Here is a 15,740-nt window from a genome sequence, read left to right as displayed (position 1 = left end):
GGGCGCCGGGTCCGCTTGTGAGCCGGAGAACAACCTCGTAAAGTTTGAGCAGAGTTATGCAGTTGGCTCTTGGACAGGTCCCTTTTTGGAGAACCCCATGAACCACAAGCTGCGAGTGTTCGTTCGTATGGACGTCGATCCCGCCAATGTCACGCTCGAAATTACCGGCTGCGTTACCCCGTCGGATTCGGATGCCCTCATGCACATCGTGCGTCGGGCCTCCCGGCTCGCCGCGGGGGCCGACGTGGTCATCGACCTGCACGGCACGTCCCACCTGGACCCGGAACTGTTGCTGGACCTTCGTCGGCTCGCGGAGGCCGGACACCTGCCGGGACCGGCGCTATCCCCGGACGCCGGGCCCTCCGGAGCGGTGGTGCCGCTCCGCCTGATCCTCGACGAGCCAGCCGAGCTGCCTATCTGCCTCCTGCACGTCGGTTCCGACGCCGTGGTCCTCGCCGGACTCGACACCGGCCTCGCGACAAGACCTGACGCCGGATTCGAGACCGTGCTGGACACCGGAATCGGCCCCGGACTCCGGGTCGGCCTGGACGCCGAGCTGGGGGCAGCACACGTTCCGCTGGCCACGGAAACCGGCAGCGCCACTGACTTTGGCAGCATGGACGGGCTGGCGCTTTCGGAGTACTTCGAGGACACCCTTGATCCTGTGGCCACGGTCCGGGCCCTGTCCGACACCGCGTTGTGCCGGCTCGCAGACGCCCTGTATCGCCACCTCGACACGAGCACCCCTTTGTACGGGGCCCACACCTGGTACGAGCTCGCGGCCGAAGAGCTTCAGAACCGCCACCTGGCGGACGGTGACGACCAGGCGGACGGCGACGGTCTGGCGGACGGGGACGACCAGGCGGGCGGCGACGGCGACGGTCTGGCGGACGGGGAGGAACTGGCGCCGGACACGGCCTTGGCCTGAGCCGCTGCACCGTTAGGCTGTGGCTATGAACCCACAAACAGCGTCCACGCCGGGCACCACCGCTCTCATTACGGGCGCGACGGCAGGCCTCGGCGCCGAGTTCGCCCGCCAGCTCGCCGAAGATGGCCACCGCGTGGTGCTCGTAGCCCGCGACGCCGGCCGCCTCGCGGCCACGGCGGCGGAGCTGGAGAACAGCTACGGGGCTGCGGCAGAGACAATTGCCGCGGACCTGACCGACGACGCCGGGATTGCCGCTGTCGTCGCGCGCCTCACCGATCCCTTACGGCCGGTTGAGATCCTGGTCAACAATGCGGGAATCGGCTTGCTGCGGTCCTTCGAGGACAACGACATTGCCGAGGAGAAGAAGCACCTGAAACTCCATGTCGAAACAGCCATGGAACTGAGCCACGCCGCCCTGCAGGGCATGCTGGCGCGCCAGTCCGGCAGGATCATCAACGTCGCCAGCGTGGCCGCCTTCCTGCCCCGCGGAACGTACTCCGCAGCGAAGGCCTGGCTGCTGAGCTTTTCTCGTTCGGCCAACATGGCCTACGCGGCCCGCGGGGTGAAGGTCACCGCCGTGTGCCCCGGATTCACCCACACCGAGTTCCACGACCGGATGGGGATGGACAAGACGGTGACGCCGCGCTGGATGTGGCTCGAAGCCCGGCAGGTGGTCAGCGAGGGTCTGGCGGACAACGCCAAGGGCAAGGCCGTCTCGATCCCCAGCAAGCGCTACAAGGTCCTGACATCGGTTTCGCGGGTGCTGCCGCCGCGGCTCGTTGCCGGGCCGCCGCGGCGCGCCAAGTAGCCGCCGGGTACATCAGGAAACGGCCACACGCCGTCGCCGGATCAGCACGACCGCCAGGATCCCGACGGCGGCGCCCACCCCGGTCTCGACGGCCCGTTCGGCGATGAGGACGCCGGGATCGGCCGGCGCCGCCAGTTGTCCGATCAACAGGATCACCGGGGTGAAGGAAACCATGGCGAGGCCGTAGTGCCGGGCCATGAACAGCTCGGTGCTGAACTGCAGGGCGATCACCAGGCACGCCAGGACCGCGGCCCCATGGCCGGGGAAGGCCAGCAGCGGCGACCCCGGCCACGGGAACAGGATGGCCGCAACCACCACCAGGCCCAGAAGCGTGCCGACAATTCGGTGGACACCGCGGTATACGCTGCTGGGCAGATCCGCGCCGGAAAGCGGCACCGCCGCCGCGGCCATGGCCCAATGCGGGCGGCCGCTGCCACTGAGGACTCCCAGCGTGCCGGCGGCGCCGACGGCGCTCACGTAGCGGCCGGCATGCAGCCACGCCGCCCTGCGACCTGCACCGCGCAACGACTCGACGTCCCGCCGCCGACCTCGCTGCCAGGTGCGGCCCCGGAACCAGCCGCCAAAGCCGATCACAATCGAGAACCCGGCCGATCCCGCGGCGATAAGGACGGCGGTGTGCCACGGCACTGCGGCGGGAACAGACGCGCACGCGCCCAGGGCCAGGATCCCGAAGAACGGCCCGGCGGGTTTCAGGGCCGTCCTGTCCGTGAACAGCGACGCCACGCCGGCAAACGCTGCCTCCACGACCACCAGGGCCCACGAATGAATGTGATGGACAGAGAGGAAGACGCCGATTCCCACCCCGGCGAGCAGGAGGATGGCCGCTTGGCCTTGATGCCGGAGCCGGAGCTGATGAGGCTCGGTGCGGCCGTACATGCCCGTCAGCGCGCCGAAAACAGCGTAGCCGATCAGCTCCGGGCGCCCGGCTGCCAACAGCGCCAGGGACGGAACGGCCACGCTGATCGCCACCCGCCAAGCCGACACGTGGTCCTTGTTGGCCGGGGCAAAGCTGTGCAGCGAACGGATGTGGTGCAGCAGGGACATCACAACTGCCTCTCTCCGGATTAGTTGTTTCCGGGTGCCCGGGCTCCCCAGGGTTCCTTGGGACTGAAAGCGTCTGGACACGCCTAAGGCCTGTTCCGGATGCTTCCCAACGGGTAAGCATACGGAACAGGCCTCAAAGGGCGGGGCTGTCAGCTACGTAGCCTGGACTACTGCTGCCGGGTCCGGTCGGACCGGGCAGTCTCAGGCTGGGGTCGGGAGTTTCCCGGCTTCCCCGCGCCCTGCGGTGGAATCGGCCTGGGCGACCATCGGCATGTCCATGTGCTCAAGGTCGATCAGCGGGTTCTCGTCCTGCGTCGCGACCAGTTCGCGGGCCTCAGCCTGGGTGTCCACGCTCGGCATGGAGCCGGGCAGCGGCATCTGGGCCGATTCCTTGAGGAAGTAGATCGCGACTGCGCCGATCGCCGAGGTGGCCATCAGGTAGTAGGCCGGCATCATGTCGTTGCCGGTGGCGGTGATCAGGGCGGCAACGATGAACGGCGTGGTGCCGCCGAAGATGGCCACCGAGAAGTTGTACGCGATGCCCATGGCGCCGTAGCGGCTTGCCGTCGGGAACTGGGCCGGCAGGGCCGAAGCCAGGTTGGCCACGTAGAACGTCACCGGGAAAGCAATCAGTGAAAGGCCGGCCAACGTGGACCAGATTTCGCCGATACCGATCAGCAGGAACGCCGGGGTGGCGAGGACCACTGTGCTGATGGCGCCGATCCACAGCACGGGGCGGCGGCCGATCCGGTCAGAGAGCTTGCCGGTCAGCGGGATGCAGAGGCTCATGATGACCAGCACGGGGATGGTCAGCAATGTGCCGTGGAGCTCGTCGTAGCCCTTGGACTCGGTCAGGTACGTCGGCATGTAGGAGGTCAGTGCGTAGCCGGCAGTGTTTGCTGCCGCTACCAGGACCATCGCGACGATGAGGGAGCGCCAGTAGGCCTTCACGATGCCCACCGGGCCCTTGGAGGCTGCGGTGTCCGAGGCCGTTGCGTCCTTGGCGAGGTTCTCCTGGGCATCCAGGGTTGCCTGGAACTGCGGCGATTCCTCGATCTTGCTCCGGAAGTACACGGCGATCAGGCCGAGCGGGCCGGCAAGGAGGAACGGGATGCGCCAGCCCCACTGCTCCATGGTGTCCTGGCCGAGGGTCAGCTGCAGCACCGAGACGAGGGCTGCACCAAGGGCGAAGCCGAGGTAGCTGCCCATGTCCAGGAAGCTGGCGAAGAATCCGCGGCGCTTGTCAGGGGCGTACTCGCTCACAAAGGTCGTGGCGCCGGCGTATTCACCACCGGTGGAGAAGCCCTGGATAACTTTGAACAGGACCAGCAGGACCGCGGCCCAGATGCCGATCTGTGCGTAACCGGGCAGGAGCCCGACGGCGAAGGTGCTGGCGGCCATGATCATGAGGGTCGCGGCAAGGACCTTCTGGCGGCCGATCTTGTCGCCAAGCCAGCCGAACACGACTCCGCCGAGGGGGCGGGCGATGAACGTGGCGGCGAAAGTTCCCAGCAGGAACAGGGTTTGGACGGACTTGTCCGCCTCCGGCAGGAACACCGGTCCCATGGTGGTGATCAGGTAGCCGAACACGCCGACGTCGTACCACTCCATGGTGTTACCCACGATGGTGCCGCCGAGTGCTTTCTTAAGCATCGGCTGGTCGACTACGTTGACGTCGGACTCGCGGAGTCGACGGCGGCGTAGCTTCGGTTTCTTCACACCCTTGGGCGCGCCTTGGTTGGTTCCGCTGGCGTTGATAACGCCTGCTGAAGAGTCGGTCATGCTTCGGTCTGTGGGCATTTGGGAAGCTCCTAGGGAGATCATTTGCTTGCGACTTGTAGCTGCCCCGCTCTGGGCAGGCTTTCAATTTTACGGGATTTCTCTGGAGTTTCCGAGTTTCGTGCCGTATCATCCCGAGTTTCGGCGGTATTTGGGCCCGATCGGCGAATTTCTTTTGCCCTGTTTCACCGCGCGGTTACTGGGAACCGGCGAGCCCTGCGGCGCCGAGGCCAAAGTTTTCCCCACCGGCCCGCGCAAACGCGGGATATTGGGTGGGAATCGGGCCGAAACGAGAGGCCCGCCACAGCCACTACAGACATCTCATCAGTGCGGTCCTACGATTGATGGACACTTCATTTCACAGCGGTTATTTCAGCGGAAAGGAAGATCAATGGCGGATCATCAGTTCGGAGAAGAAATCGAGCCCGAGGTCGCGAGCCACCTGGGGCAGTCCATGGCTGAAGCCCCCGGACCGGAGACACTGCACCATGCTCCCCCCGGGCCGGGCCAGGGACAGCAGTGGCCGGACGGAAGCGGCAAGCAGCGCCACCCCAAGGACCGCGATAGCGCCCGCGGGCGGCAAGGCCAGCAGATGGCCGCCGGAGCCATGCACCGGCAGAGCCGCCCGCAGATGCCCCACCACGACTAGCCCATCACAACCGGTCCTTTAACTAGGTGCCGCCAGGGTCCACCACGACGTCGGCTGGCGTCTTATCCAGGCGCCAGCCGCGCCACACCGGGTGCCGGAGTTTCCCGCTGCCGGTCCATTCACCGAAAGTGACCTCGCCCACCAGTTTTGCACTCACCCAGTTGGCGTCTGCGGCGTCAGCGTGCGGCACGTCCCGGAACGGGGAGGTCTTCCGTGGCAGGGCGTCCAGTTGTTGCCTGAGTTCCTTGAGTTCACGGGTGCTGAAGCCGCTGCCCACCCGGCCGACGTAACGCAGCTTGGCGCCGTCCGGAATCCCCAGCAGCAGCGAGCCCACGGATTCCCGGCGCCCGCCCTTTCCGGGCCGCCAGCCGCCCACCACCACTTCCTGGGTCCGTTCAACCTTGAGCTTGAGCCAGGACCGGCTGCGCTGGCCGACGTAGCGCCCGTCCGTGCGCTTGGCCATGACACCCTCCAGCCCCAGTTCGGCGACGCTCTCGAGGATGTGCTCGGCGTCGCCGTCGATCACGCCCGAGAGTTCCACCGGGCCGGCGGAAGGGCGGAAGAACTGCTCCAGCCCGCGGCGGCGCTCACTCAGCGGCAGGCGCCGCAGATCCTTGCCGGCGTCGAAGAGCAGATCAAACAGCATCAGCCGCACGGGCGTCGATGCCCGCGCTTTGCTGACGTCCGCGGACTTGGTGAGTTTCATCCGGCCCTGCAGCAGGCCGAAGTCGGGCCGGCCGGAGCGCCCGACGGCAATGATCTCGCCGTCGGCGACGAAGTCCTGTTCCGGCCAGTGGGACCGGTCCGTTAGTTCGGGGTAGCTCAGGGACATGTCGATGCCGTTGCGGCTGATGAGCCGGATCCTGGTGGCATCGCCGATGACCAGGGCCCGCACCCCGTCCCACTTGAGCTCGATCTGCCAGTCCAGGTCCGGGAGGTCCGCCAGGGTCCCGGACGTGGCCAGCATCGGGCTGAACGCGGAGGCGTCGGGGGCTGGTTCGTGGCGTGTATCGGTTTCCGGTCCGCCGGCGACCTGGCCCTGGCCCTGGTCCTGGCTTTCGCTTTCGACTTGGCGGCCGCCGTCCTCGCTTCCGCTGCCGCCGACGTCGTCCTCGTCGTCTTCTGCGCCGGAGGGGCGCCGCCCGGCCGGGGAGTCTTTCGGGCCGGCCGGGTCCATCAGGTGGATGAGCCATTGGTCGTTGGCCTGGCCGGTGTGGATCAGGGCGAACCTGCGGGTCCCGCCAAGGCCGCCGCCCTCTGCCCCGGTCAGCGTGGCAATGACTTCCTTGCCGGCGATCCACTTTTCGCATTCGTAGTATCCGCTGTCCCAGATGCTGACGACCCCGGCGCCGTACTGGCCCTGGGGAATGTCACCTTCGAAGTCCGCGTAGTCCATCGGGTGGTCTTCGGTCTGGACCGCGAGATGGTTTTTTGCCTTGCTGGTCGGGACGCCCTTGGGCAGTGCCCAGGACACGAGCACGCCGTCGCGTTCGAGCCGGAAGTCGTAGTGCAGCCGCCTGGCGTGGTGCTCCTGGATGACGAACTTCTCCTGCCGTGTCCCGCCGCCGTCGCCGTCGGCGTGGTGCCGCTCCGCGGTGAAGGGCTCTGGCGTTCCTGCCCTGTCCCGTTTGGTCCGGTACTTTTCCAGCCGCGGGTCGGTGTCGCCGCCGTCGCCGGCCAGCTCGGGCGGCATTTCAGCCCGTCCGCTGGGGCTGCTGACCGCCGCGTGGGCTGCCTCGGCTCCGGCGTCGTGCCGGCCGCCGGAGACCAGAGCGAACGGATCCTTGCCGGCTGCGACGCGCTTCATCACCTCCTGGAAGTCCAAGTGGTGCAGTGAAGGGGCGCTGAGTTCGCGCCACGTGCGCGGTGCGGCCACTGTGGGCCGGAGCCGGCCGCGCAGCGAATACGGCACGATAGTGGTCTTGGCGGCGTTGTTCTGGCTCCAGTCCACCAGGACCTTGCCGGTACGCAGTGTCTTTTTCATGTCGCTGACGGCCAGATCCGGGTGGTCTGCTTCGAGCGAGCGGGCCAGTTCGCGGGCGAAGTCGGAAATCTGGTCCGAGCTCTGGGACCCGTCCAAAGGCGCGTAGAGGTGAATGCCCTTGCTGCCGCTCGTCACGGGCACCGGGTCCAGGCCCACATCCTGCAGGATGGTGCGGGCCAGCTTGGCCACCTCCACGCACTCCTCCAGCCCAGCGCCCTCGCCGGGGTCCAGGTCCAGCACCAGCCGGTCGGGCGGCAGCGCGTTGCCGTGGGAGTCCACCCCCCACTGAGGCACGTGGATCTCCAGGGCTGCGATCTGGGCCAGCCAGGTGAGCGTGGCGGGATCATTGACCAAGGGATATTGGATGGTCCGGTCCTTGTGCGTGATGGCGGCGCGGGGCACCCAGCCTGGCGTTGAATGGTCCAGGTTCTTCTGGAAAAACATTTCCCCGGGGGCGTCGGCGGTCCCGACGCCGTGGACCCAGCGCTTCCGCGTGGCCGGCCGGTTGCGGGCAGCGGGGATCAGCACCGGCGCGACGGCGGCGTAGTAGGCCAGGACGTCGGCCTTGGTGGTTCCCGTCTCCGGGTACATGATTTTTTCCAGGTTGGTGAGCACCAGTTCGCGTCCGTCCACCCGGACGCGTTCCTTACCGTTGGGCAAAACCCTTCACCTCCGCGCAACTGTGATGTTCACTTGATCCATGAGAGCCATCTGGAAAGGCGCAATAGCGTTCGGGCTGGTCAACGTGCCCGTCAAGGTCTACAGCGCCACTGAGGACCACGACATCAGTCTCCACCAAGTTCACAACGCCGACGGCGGCAGGATCCGCTACCAGCGCCGTTGCGAGGTCTGCAGTAAGGTCATCGACTACGAGGACATCGACAAGGCGTATGAGGACGATGGCCGCACGGTGGTCCTGACCCGCGACGAGCTGAAGTCCATCCCGGCGGAAAACAGCCACGAAATCGAAGTGGTCCAGTTCGTTCCGGTCGATCAGCTCGATCCCATGATGTTTGAAAAAAGCTATTACCTTGAACCCGACTCGAAGTCGCCCAAGGCCTATGTGCTGCTGCGGCGCGCCCTGGAGGACACGGACCGTGTGGCAATTGTGCAGTTCGCGCTCCGGGACAAGACCCGGCTTGGTGCGCTGAGGATTCGCGACGACGTCCTGGTGCTGCAGTCGCTGCTGTGGGCCGACGAAGTCCGCGAGGCCAGCTTTCCCGCACTCGAGACCTCCATCCGGATCTCCGCGCAGGAACGCGAAATGTCCGCCGCCCTGGTTGATTCGATGGCCTCCGATTTTGTGCCGGACCAGTTCACGGACGAATACCAGGAGCAACTGCGCCAGCTGATCGAGGCGAAGCTGGACAAGGGGGAGTCGCTGGACACGGAGGAGACCTTCGGTGCCCCGGCCGAGGCGGGCGAGGGCGAAGTTATCGACCTGATGGAAGCCCTCAAGCGCAGCATCGAGAAAAAGCGCGGCGGCGGGGGAGGGGCCGCGGAAGCTCCCGCCGAGGCCTCCGCATCCGCCGGCAAGGCTGCCCCGAAGGCGTCCGCCAAGACGACGGCGGCCAAGTCCACCGCCAGCAAGTCCACGGCAAGCAAGGCGGCGTCCACCAAGACCGCGGCGGCTTCCAAGGCCGGAGCTTCCAAAACCGCGGAGGCTCCCAAGACTGCGGCGGATTCCAAGGCGCCGGCCGCGAAGACTGCGGCTCGAAAGGGTGCCTGAGCCCGGCTGTCGTCTGGCGCCGTCGCCCACCCTGATCAGGAGTTTCGCAGGGCGGAAATGAGCTCGCTTTTCTTCTTGGCCGAGTAGCCCTTGAGGCCGATCTCCTTGGCCCGTTCCTTCAGCTGTGGCACCGTCCAGTCCTCGTAGTCACCGGCCTTGCCGCCCTTGCGGCCGACTGAGGAACGGCCCCGCTTGGCGGCGGCGTTGGAGATCCTGGCGGCTTTTTGCTTGGAGGCGCCGTCCTTTACCAGCTTCTCGTAGAGCTCGGGGTCCTTGATGCTGGGGCTTTCTGAGCCGCGGGGCTCGCCCTTCGTCGTTGGCATGGCTGCGAGGTCATCTCCTTCGGCCGGGAACCACTTGGGCGGCGGCGCGCGGACGGTGCCGCCGGGGATTCCAAACTAGCCGCGCCGCAGGGCGGTGACAAGCACTTACTAAGGTCACTGACAAAAAGCGGTCACTGACGGTCCGCCGCCAGAGCAACGCGGGGTCACTTAGCGCCCATGTTCCCCAACGGAATGGGCCGTAAGTGACCCCGCGTTGCCATTGAACTAGGGGGTGGAAAACGCGAAGGCCCGGCCGGCCCCTAACTCGGGGGCGGCCGGGCCTTCTGGTGCTGCCGGTGTTCCGGCGCGGGGCCGGAAGGTGAGGCTATTCGGCGTCGTGATCCGTCTCAAGGATCTGCACGAGGCGGTCCAGTGCCGCGTCGGCGCCTTCACCCTCGGCACGCAACACCACAACCTCGCCGTGGGAGGCGCCCAGGCTCATCAGCGACAGGATGCTGGCGGCGTCCATGGCCTCGTCCTCCGGCTCGCCCAGGCGGGCAATCGTGATCTCGAGGTTGTCGAACTCGCCTGCAGCCTCGGCGAAGATGGCGGCCGGACGGGCATGCAGCCCAACGCGGCTGGCAATGGTGGCGTTACGTTCGGTCATTTCTGCTCCTTGAAGTCAGCTTGGGTATTCATCAGCTGTGAGTATCTGCTTGGAAAATCGTGCACTGGTTCAGGCGGCTACGGGAACCGTTTCCACCGTACCAACCGGCTTCTTGACTGCCCAGCGCTTGAGCGCAATCACGGCGAAGGCACTTACGACCGTACCGGCCGCAATCGCGACGACGAACATCAAGAAGGGATCGATCGCGAAGAAGACGAAGATTCCGCCGTGCGGGGCCTTCGACCCCACGCCTGCCGCCATCGAGATGGCACCGGTTACGGCGCCGCCGAGCATGCTGGCGGGGATGACGCGCAGCGGGTCCGCGGCCGCGAAGGGGATGGCGCCTTCGGTGATGAAGGAGGCTCCCAGCAGCCATGCGGCCTTGCCGTTTTCCTGTTCCGCCAGGCTGAAGAGCTTCTTGTTCAGCACGGTCGCAGCCAGCGCCATGGCCAGCGGCGGGACCATGCCGGCGGCCATGACGGCCGCCATGATCTGCCACGGAGCCTGGTTGGTGATGGAGGCGGCGCTCAGGCCAGCGACGGCGAAGGAGTAGGCAACCTTGTTGACCGGACCGCCGAGATCGAAGCACATCATCAGGCCCAGGATGATGCCAAGTGCGACGGCGCTGGCACCGGTAAGGCCGGACAAGAATTCGTTGAGCCCGACGGTGACCCGGGCGATGTAGGCGCCCAGGAACACGAACAGCAGGCCGGAAGCCGCAAGCGACGCCACGAGCGGGATAATGACCACCGGCATCAGGCCGCGCAGCCAGCGGGCCACGTTGAGCTTGCCGATGGAATGCGCCACGTAGCCGGCGATCAGGCCGCCCACGATGCCGCCGAGGAAGCCTGCACCCATGAAGACGGCAACGGCGCCGGAAACGAAGCCCGGGGCGATGCCCGGCCGGTCAGCGATGGCGTAGGCGATGTAGCCGGCCAGCGCCGGCACAAGGAAGCCCAGGGACAGGGCGCCAATCTTGAACAGCACGGCACCGAGGTAGGCACCCAGCGGGCCCCACGCCAGTTCCGGGTACGCGGTGGGCAAGTTGAAGAGGCTGTTCTCCGCCAGGATCTTGTCCGCGAAAGCGGTGATGTCGTAGCCGCCCAACAGGAAGCCGAGGGCGATCAGCAGACCGCCGCCCGCCACGAACGGAATCATGTAGCTGACGCCGGTCAGGAGGGCCTTCTTCAGCTTTGTGCCAAGGTGCTCGCCCTTTTCCTCGGCCTCGTGTTCGGCCTGCTCCTCGGCGCCGAAGTGCGGCACGCGGCGGGCATGGGGGTTGTCTGCGGCGGCGAGTGCTTCCGCTACCATCTTGTCCGGCTCGTCGATGCCCCGCTTGACCGGCGCGTTGATCACCGGCATGCCGGCGAAGCGCTCCTTGCCGCGCACGTCTACGTCCACGGCGAAGATCACGGCATCCGCGGCGGCGATCACGGCGGGGTCAAGTGCCTTGGCTCCGGAGGACCCCTGGGTTTCCACCTGCAGGTCCACGCCGACCTCCTTGGCCGCTGCAACGAGCGAGTCGGCGGCCATGTAGGTGTGGGCAATGCCGGTGGGGCAGGCAGTAACGGCGACGAGGCGCTTGGGCCCCTTGGCCTTCGCTGCGCCCGCACCTTCACCGGCGCCGGCAGCGGCTGAGGCGGCGGCCGCGGAAGCTGCGCCGGTCGCCTCGGCCGGGGTATGGGCCGCCGGCTTGTCCGCCAGTGCGCCATCGACGAGCTCGACGATCTCCGCCTGGGAGGTCGCGGCGCGCAGGCTGGCCGTGAAGTCCTTCTTGATCAGCGACCGTGCCAGCTTCGAAAGCAGCTTCAAGTGGTCCTGGTCCGCGCCCTCAGGAGCGGCGATGAAGAAGATGATGTCCGCAGGGCCGTCCTTGGCACCGAAGTCCACCGGCTGGGACAGCCGCGCCATCGCCAGGGTGGGCTCGGTGACCGCCGTCGAGCGGCAGTGCGGGATCGCGATGCCGCCAGGGACGCCCGTGGCGGTCTTGGATTCCCGGGCAAAGGCGTCGGCAAAGAGGCCTTCGGCCTCGGTGGCGCGTCCGGTGGCGGCAACTCTGCCTGCCAGATGCCGGATCACGTCCTCGGGCGAGTTGCCCAGATTCTGGTCGAGCTCGACCAGTTCGGTAGTAATGAGCTGTGTCACTGTCAATCCTTCCGGAGGGCCGTGATGGTTACGGCATCAGGGGTGGTTTGGTTGACTGCCGGGACAGTGGAGCCAGGCAGGGAAGCGGCGGCGGCACCATGGGCCACCGCCTGACGGAGGCAATCGACCGGGGCGGCGCCCTGGCTGGATGCGAGCAGGTATCCAGCCAGCGAGGAATCGCCGGCGCCGACAGTGCTGACCGCGGTGACCGGCGGATGCGTGGCCAGCCACGCGCCGTCGGCCGTCACAAGAACGGCACCCTTGGAACCGAGGGTGGCCAGTACGGCACCCACTCCGGAGCGCACGACGGCGGCGGCGGCCGCTGCTGCAGCCTCCGGGTCCGCTTCGAGCTCCTCGGCGGACTTGTTCGTGGCGAAACCGGCTGCGGCAGCCAGTTCCACCAGTTCCTCGGCGTTGGGTTTCAAGAGGTCCGGTTTTCCCGAGGTGTCGCCGGAGACCGCTGCGGCGAGGGGTTCGCCAGATGAATCGACGGCGACCCGAGGTGCGGCCTCGCCGTCGAACAGGGAACGCAGCCGCCGGGTGACGGTCGCGTAGAAGTCGGCTGGAACCCCTGGTGGGAGCGAGCCGGCCAGGACTACCCAGGCGGCGCCGCGGGCGTGGTCCAGCAGCAGGCTGATCAGGGCCTCCTGCTGATCCGCGCTCAGGACCGGTCCGGGTTCATTGATCTTGGTGGTGACGCCGCCGGGCTCGGTGAGGGCCACATTGCTGCGCAGCGGCTCGTCAATCGGGAGGGCCGCGAACGGAACGTCGGTCTCCCGCAGGCCTGCGAGGACAGGGTCGGCCTCGGCGCCGGGGAGGACGGCGACTGTCTTGAGCCCCGAGGCAACGAGGGCGCGGGAGACGTTGACTCCCTTGCCCCCCGATTCCTGGCGGACGGAAATGGCCCGCTGGACTTCTCCGCGGAGGAGGGGGCCGGGCAGCGCCACGGTGCGGTCCAGGCTGGGGTTGGCGGTAAGGGTGACAATCACGCGACCACCACCTCCACTCCGGCTTCCGCAAGGGCGTCCGCGAGTTCCCGGCTGGGTTGGGTGTCTGTGATCACGGTGTCCAGATCTTTCAACGAGGCGAACTGGACCAGCGTCTCCGCGTCCAGCTTGGAGGAATCAGCCAGCACCACAATGCGGCGCGCTGATTGGACGAAGGCAGCCTTGACCGCGGCTTCTTCAGGATCGGGTGTGCTCAGCCCGAAGGCTGCATGGATGCCGTTGGTGCCGATGAAGGCGATGTCCGGGCGGATCCGGCGGGCGGCCTCCACCGTGGACTGGCCGACGGCGGCCTGCGTCAGGCCGCGGACTTTGCCGCCGAGCAGGTGCAGGGCGATGCCGGGTTCGCCGGACAGCCTGGACGCGATGGGAAGGGAGTGCGTGATGACGACGAGTTCGGCGTCGGACCCAGGGCCGGGCAGGTTGCCGGCGGCGGCTGCTGCGGCGGCCCGGGCGGACAGGAGTTCGGCGAGGGCTTCTGTGGTGGAGCCAGCGTCGATCAGGATGCTGCCGGTGAGGCCCGGGGGCATGAGGGCAAGGGCGGCCTCGGCGATCCGGGTCTTCTCGGACTGGCGCTGGACAGTCCGTTCGAGAACGCTTTCCTCCGTGGTGCTGAAGCGGTCCGGGGAGACAGCGCCGCCGTGCACCCGGCGGACACTGCCGGCGGTTTCCAGCGCGGCGAGGTCCCTTCGGACGGTTTCGGTGGTGATGCTGAAGCGCTCGGCCAGGTCTGTGACACTGGCCCGGCCGCTGGCGTAGATGAGCCCCACGATCAGCTGCTGGCGTTCTTCGGCAAACACTTACCCTCCATTGCGTACTGCGACTGTCTTGGCTTCTGTTCTTTCCGGGCCTTTGAAATGCCGAACCCGATGTCGCCGCTTCGGTGACTCCCGTCACATGAAGTGGAATTGTTTGACTTTATCTTCGTTCATGTTGGTTTGTCAATGAAAAACCACATGAACGCAGAAAATGGGTAAGTTTCGGGGGGCATGTCCCTTGGTTGGGGTGGCTGCGGGCGGGTGCCGGGGGGACATGTCCAGTGGTGGGGCCGGGGGATGGGCGGGTCGGGGTTATGTCCATGGTCCGCTCCGGGGGCTGGGCATGTGCTCCGCGCGCGCGGAGGGGTCGGGCCGGGTGCCGGGGGGACATGTCCAGTGGTGGGGCCAGGGGATGGGCAGGTGGGGCTTATGTCCATGGTCTGCTCCGGGGGCTGGGCATGTGCTCCGCGTGGGGCGTGCGGCATAAGTGGCAGAAGCCGGGCCTGACCTCAAGGCCCGGCCCGGCTTCCGGGTCGTTGGATTCCACGCCGCGAAGGGGCCGTGGGCGGAGCTTAGAGGCTCGCGTCGCGGCTCTCATTGCGTGTGATGGTCTCGCCGGTGTTGGGGTCAACAACCGTGCGGCTTTCGCTGACCCGGCGCGAGCGGCCGCGTCCGGGGGAGGCGAGGACCAGGGAGGCGATGAGTCCAATAACGCCGACCGCCATCAGGATGTAACCGATCATGGCCTGGTTCACGTTGGGGATCAGCCCCGGGGCAACCGCCCAGGCAAGGATGGCGCCGATGGCAATGAGGAAGATTGCGGAACCGATTCTCATGACGTGCTCCTTGGTGTCCCGGGGGACGGATGGGTGATGCTAAGCATGCTGTCCAGCGTCACGCTACAACCCCGACCCTGCCGTTTCAATGAAATCCCCCTCGGTCCGGCCGGGATATTTCCGCACAGGTTCCGGCATCCGGCCCGTGCTCGGACGTCCGCCCCGGTTTCCCACGGGCGCGCCGCGGGTCCCAGAGTGGGTCTCCGATTCCGCGGCGGAGCCGACGGCCGGCGCAGGAGGCCGGCCCTGAGTGCAATGCCGCCGTGCCAGGAGTGCTGGCCGAGGAAGCGCCCGCTCTGGATAGGCTGAGCCCATGGAGACTGTCGTCTGGTCACGACCCGAACACGAGCGCGCTGGCACGCCGCTGCTTGTGATGCTGCACGGCTATGGCACGGACGAGTCCCGGATGTCCAAGCTGTTCAGTTCCCTGCCGCCGGAGTTCACTTGCGCCGCGCTGCGCGGCCCCAAGGACATCGGCGACCACCACGGCTGGTTCCTGCTGGACTACTTCCTCACCCACGACTTTGCCGACGTCATCGCCTCCACGAACGGTGTCTTCGCCTGGATCGAGTCCGTCAAGTCCCGGCACAGCAGCGTCAGCCTGTTCGGATTTTCGCAGGGCATGGCCATGGCCAGCACGCTTCTACGGCTCCGGCCGGACCAGTTCCGCGCGGTGGTCGGACTCTCGGGCTTTGTCCTGGACAACGAGCTCCTGACCATGAGTGAGTCCTTCACCTCCCGGCCGCCATTCTTTTGGGGCAGGGACAGGGCCGACGTCGTGATTAACGACGCCGCTGCCGAACACACCGAGGAGTGGCTGGACCGGAACACGCAGCTCACGGCCCGGACCTACCCCGGCATGGGCCATTCGATTTCGAAGGCCGAACTGGTGGACGTCAGCGCCTTCCTGCGGCACTACGTCCTGCGCTGACCAGATCCAGAGCGGCCGCCGGGCCTCCGCCGGGCGGCCACTGACCAGCCACTGACCAGATGCCGTCCGAACGCGCGGCCAAACACTCGCCCGACATGGGACCATCCACTTGCATGCCAAATTTGTAAGCGCTTACAATCGACCTCGGCCATGAACACCGGGCCCACTACTTCGGGGGGAGAAAGGGCTGAGCC

At 67.0% G+C, this 15,740-nt stretch carries 14 protein-coding genes; 5 read left to right on the top strand and 9 right to left on the bottom strand.

Features of this window, described 5'->3' with window-relative positions:
• The first annotated feature begins 97 nt into the window (after positions 1–97).
• On the top strand, positions 98–928 hold the full coding sequence (locus tag AC1DKQ_RS10720) for a hypothetical protein (protein WP_476918972.1): 831 nt from the start codon (positions 98–100) through the stop codon (positions 926–928).
• Between the two features lie 25 nt (positions 929–953).
• Positions 954–1,736, top strand: a complete 783-nt coding sequence (locus AC1DKQ_RS10715; RefSeq protein ID WP_476918971.1) for an SDR family NAD(P)-dependent oxidoreductase — start codon at positions 954–956, stop codon at positions 1,734–1,736.
• A 12-nt stretch (positions 1,737–1,748) separates the two neighbouring features.
• On the opposite strand, the gene AC1DKQ_RS10710 is transcribed toward AC1DKQ_RS10715, so the two are convergent.
• Together AC1DKQ_RS10710 and AC1DKQ_RS10705 are read right to left on the bottom strand one after the other, a co-directional pair.
• Positions 1,749–2,801 (bottom strand): FUSC family protein, encoded by a 1,053-nt coding sequence (locus tag AC1DKQ_RS10710; RefSeq protein ID WP_476918970.1) that lies wholly within the window; start codon positions 2,799–2,801, stop codon positions 1,749–1,751.
• A 201-nt stretch (positions 2,802–3,002) separates the two neighbouring features.
• Positions 3,003–4,601, bottom strand: coding sequence for an MFS transporter (locus tag AC1DKQ_RS10705; RefSeq protein ID WP_476918969.1), 1,599 nt, complete (start codon positions 4,599–4,601; stop codon positions 3,003–3,005).
• Between the two features lie 370 nt (positions 4,602–4,971).
• Between AC1DKQ_RS10705 and AC1DKQ_RS10700 the strand changes: the two genes are divergently transcribed.
• On the top strand, positions 4,972–5,229 hold the full coding sequence (locus AC1DKQ_RS10700; RefSeq protein ID WP_476918968.1) for a hypothetical protein: 258 nt from the start codon (positions 4,972–4,974) through the stop codon (positions 5,227–5,229).
• Positions 5,230–5,251: 22 nt separating this feature from the next.
• Here AC1DKQ_RS10700 and AC1DKQ_RS10695 read toward each other — a convergent pair whose 3' ends face one another.
• The gene (locus AC1DKQ_RS10695; RefSeq protein WP_476919012.1) at positions 5,252–7,804 is read right to left on the bottom strand and encodes an ATP-dependent DNA ligase; all 2,553 of its coding nucleotides are present in this window, start codon (positions 7,802–7,804) and stop codon (positions 5,252–5,254) included.
• Positions 7,805–7,913: 109 nt separating this feature from the next.
• On the opposite strand from AC1DKQ_RS10695, the gene ku reads away from it, so the two are divergent.
• Complete coding sequence (gene ku / locus AC1DKQ_RS10690) at positions 7,914–8,942, top strand: non-homologous end joining protein Ku (RefSeq protein WP_476918967.1); 1,029 nt, start codon at positions 7,914–7,916, stop codon at positions 8,940–8,942.
• Positions 8,943–8,977: 35 nt separating this feature from the next.
• On the opposite strand, the gene AC1DKQ_RS10685 is transcribed toward ku, so the two are convergent.
• The 6 genes from AC1DKQ_RS10685 to AC1DKQ_RS10660 all read right to left on the bottom strand — a co-directional run bounded on the left by AC1DKQ_RS10685 (position 8,978) and on the right by AC1DKQ_RS10660 (position 14,615).
• On the bottom strand, positions 8,978–9,265 hold the full coding sequence (locus AC1DKQ_RS10685) for a DUF7218 family protein (protein ID WP_476918966.1): 288 nt from the start codon (positions 9,263–9,265) through the stop codon (positions 8,978–8,980).
• Positions 9,266–9,590: 325 nt separating this feature from the next.
• Positions 9,591–9,872: an HPr family phosphocarrier protein gene (locus AC1DKQ_RS10680; protein ID WP_018774864.1), complete on the bottom strand. Its 282-nt coding sequence runs from the start codon at positions 9,870–9,872 to the stop codon at positions 9,591–9,593.
• A 69-nt stretch (positions 9,873–9,941) separates the two neighbouring features.
• Complete coding sequence (locus tag AC1DKQ_RS10675) at positions 9,942–12,017, bottom strand: PTS fructose transporter subunit IIABC (RefSeq protein ID WP_476884177.1); 2,076 nt, start codon at positions 12,015–12,017, stop codon at positions 9,942–9,944.
• A 2-nt stretch (positions 12,018–12,019) separates the two neighbouring features.
• Positions 12,020–13,006, bottom strand: a complete 987-nt coding sequence (locus AC1DKQ_RS10670) for a 1-phosphofructokinase family hexose kinase (RefSeq protein ID WP_476918965.1) — start codon at positions 13,004–13,006, stop codon at positions 12,020–12,022.
• The gene (locus AC1DKQ_RS10665) at positions 13,003–13,821 is read right to left on the bottom strand and encodes a DeoR/GlpR family DNA-binding transcription regulator (RefSeq protein ID WP_476884175.1); all 819 of its coding nucleotides are present in this window, start codon (positions 13,819–13,821) and stop codon (positions 13,003–13,005) included. The genes AC1DKQ_RS10670 and AC1DKQ_RS10665 overlap by 4 nt, the downstream gene beginning before the upstream one ends.
• Positions 13,822–14,351: 530 nt before the next feature.
• Positions 14,352–14,615, bottom strand: a complete 264-nt coding sequence (locus AC1DKQ_RS10660; protein ID WP_377984549.1) for a DUF6458 family protein — start codon at positions 14,613–14,615, stop codon at positions 14,352–14,354.
• Positions 14,616–14,928: 313 nt separating this feature from the next.
• On the opposite strand from AC1DKQ_RS10660, the gene AC1DKQ_RS10655 reads away from it, so the two are divergent.
• On the top strand, positions 14,929–15,546 hold the full coding sequence (locus tag AC1DKQ_RS10655; RefSeq protein ID WP_476884173.1) for an alpha/beta hydrolase: 618 nt from the start codon (positions 14,929–14,931) through the stop codon (positions 15,544–15,546).
• Positions 15,547–15,740: the final 194 nt, after the last annotated feature.

It is taken from the genome of Arthrobacter sp. 05L421, assembly GCF_056397785.1.
This window is presented reverse-complemented; position numbering and strand designations above follow the sequence as displayed.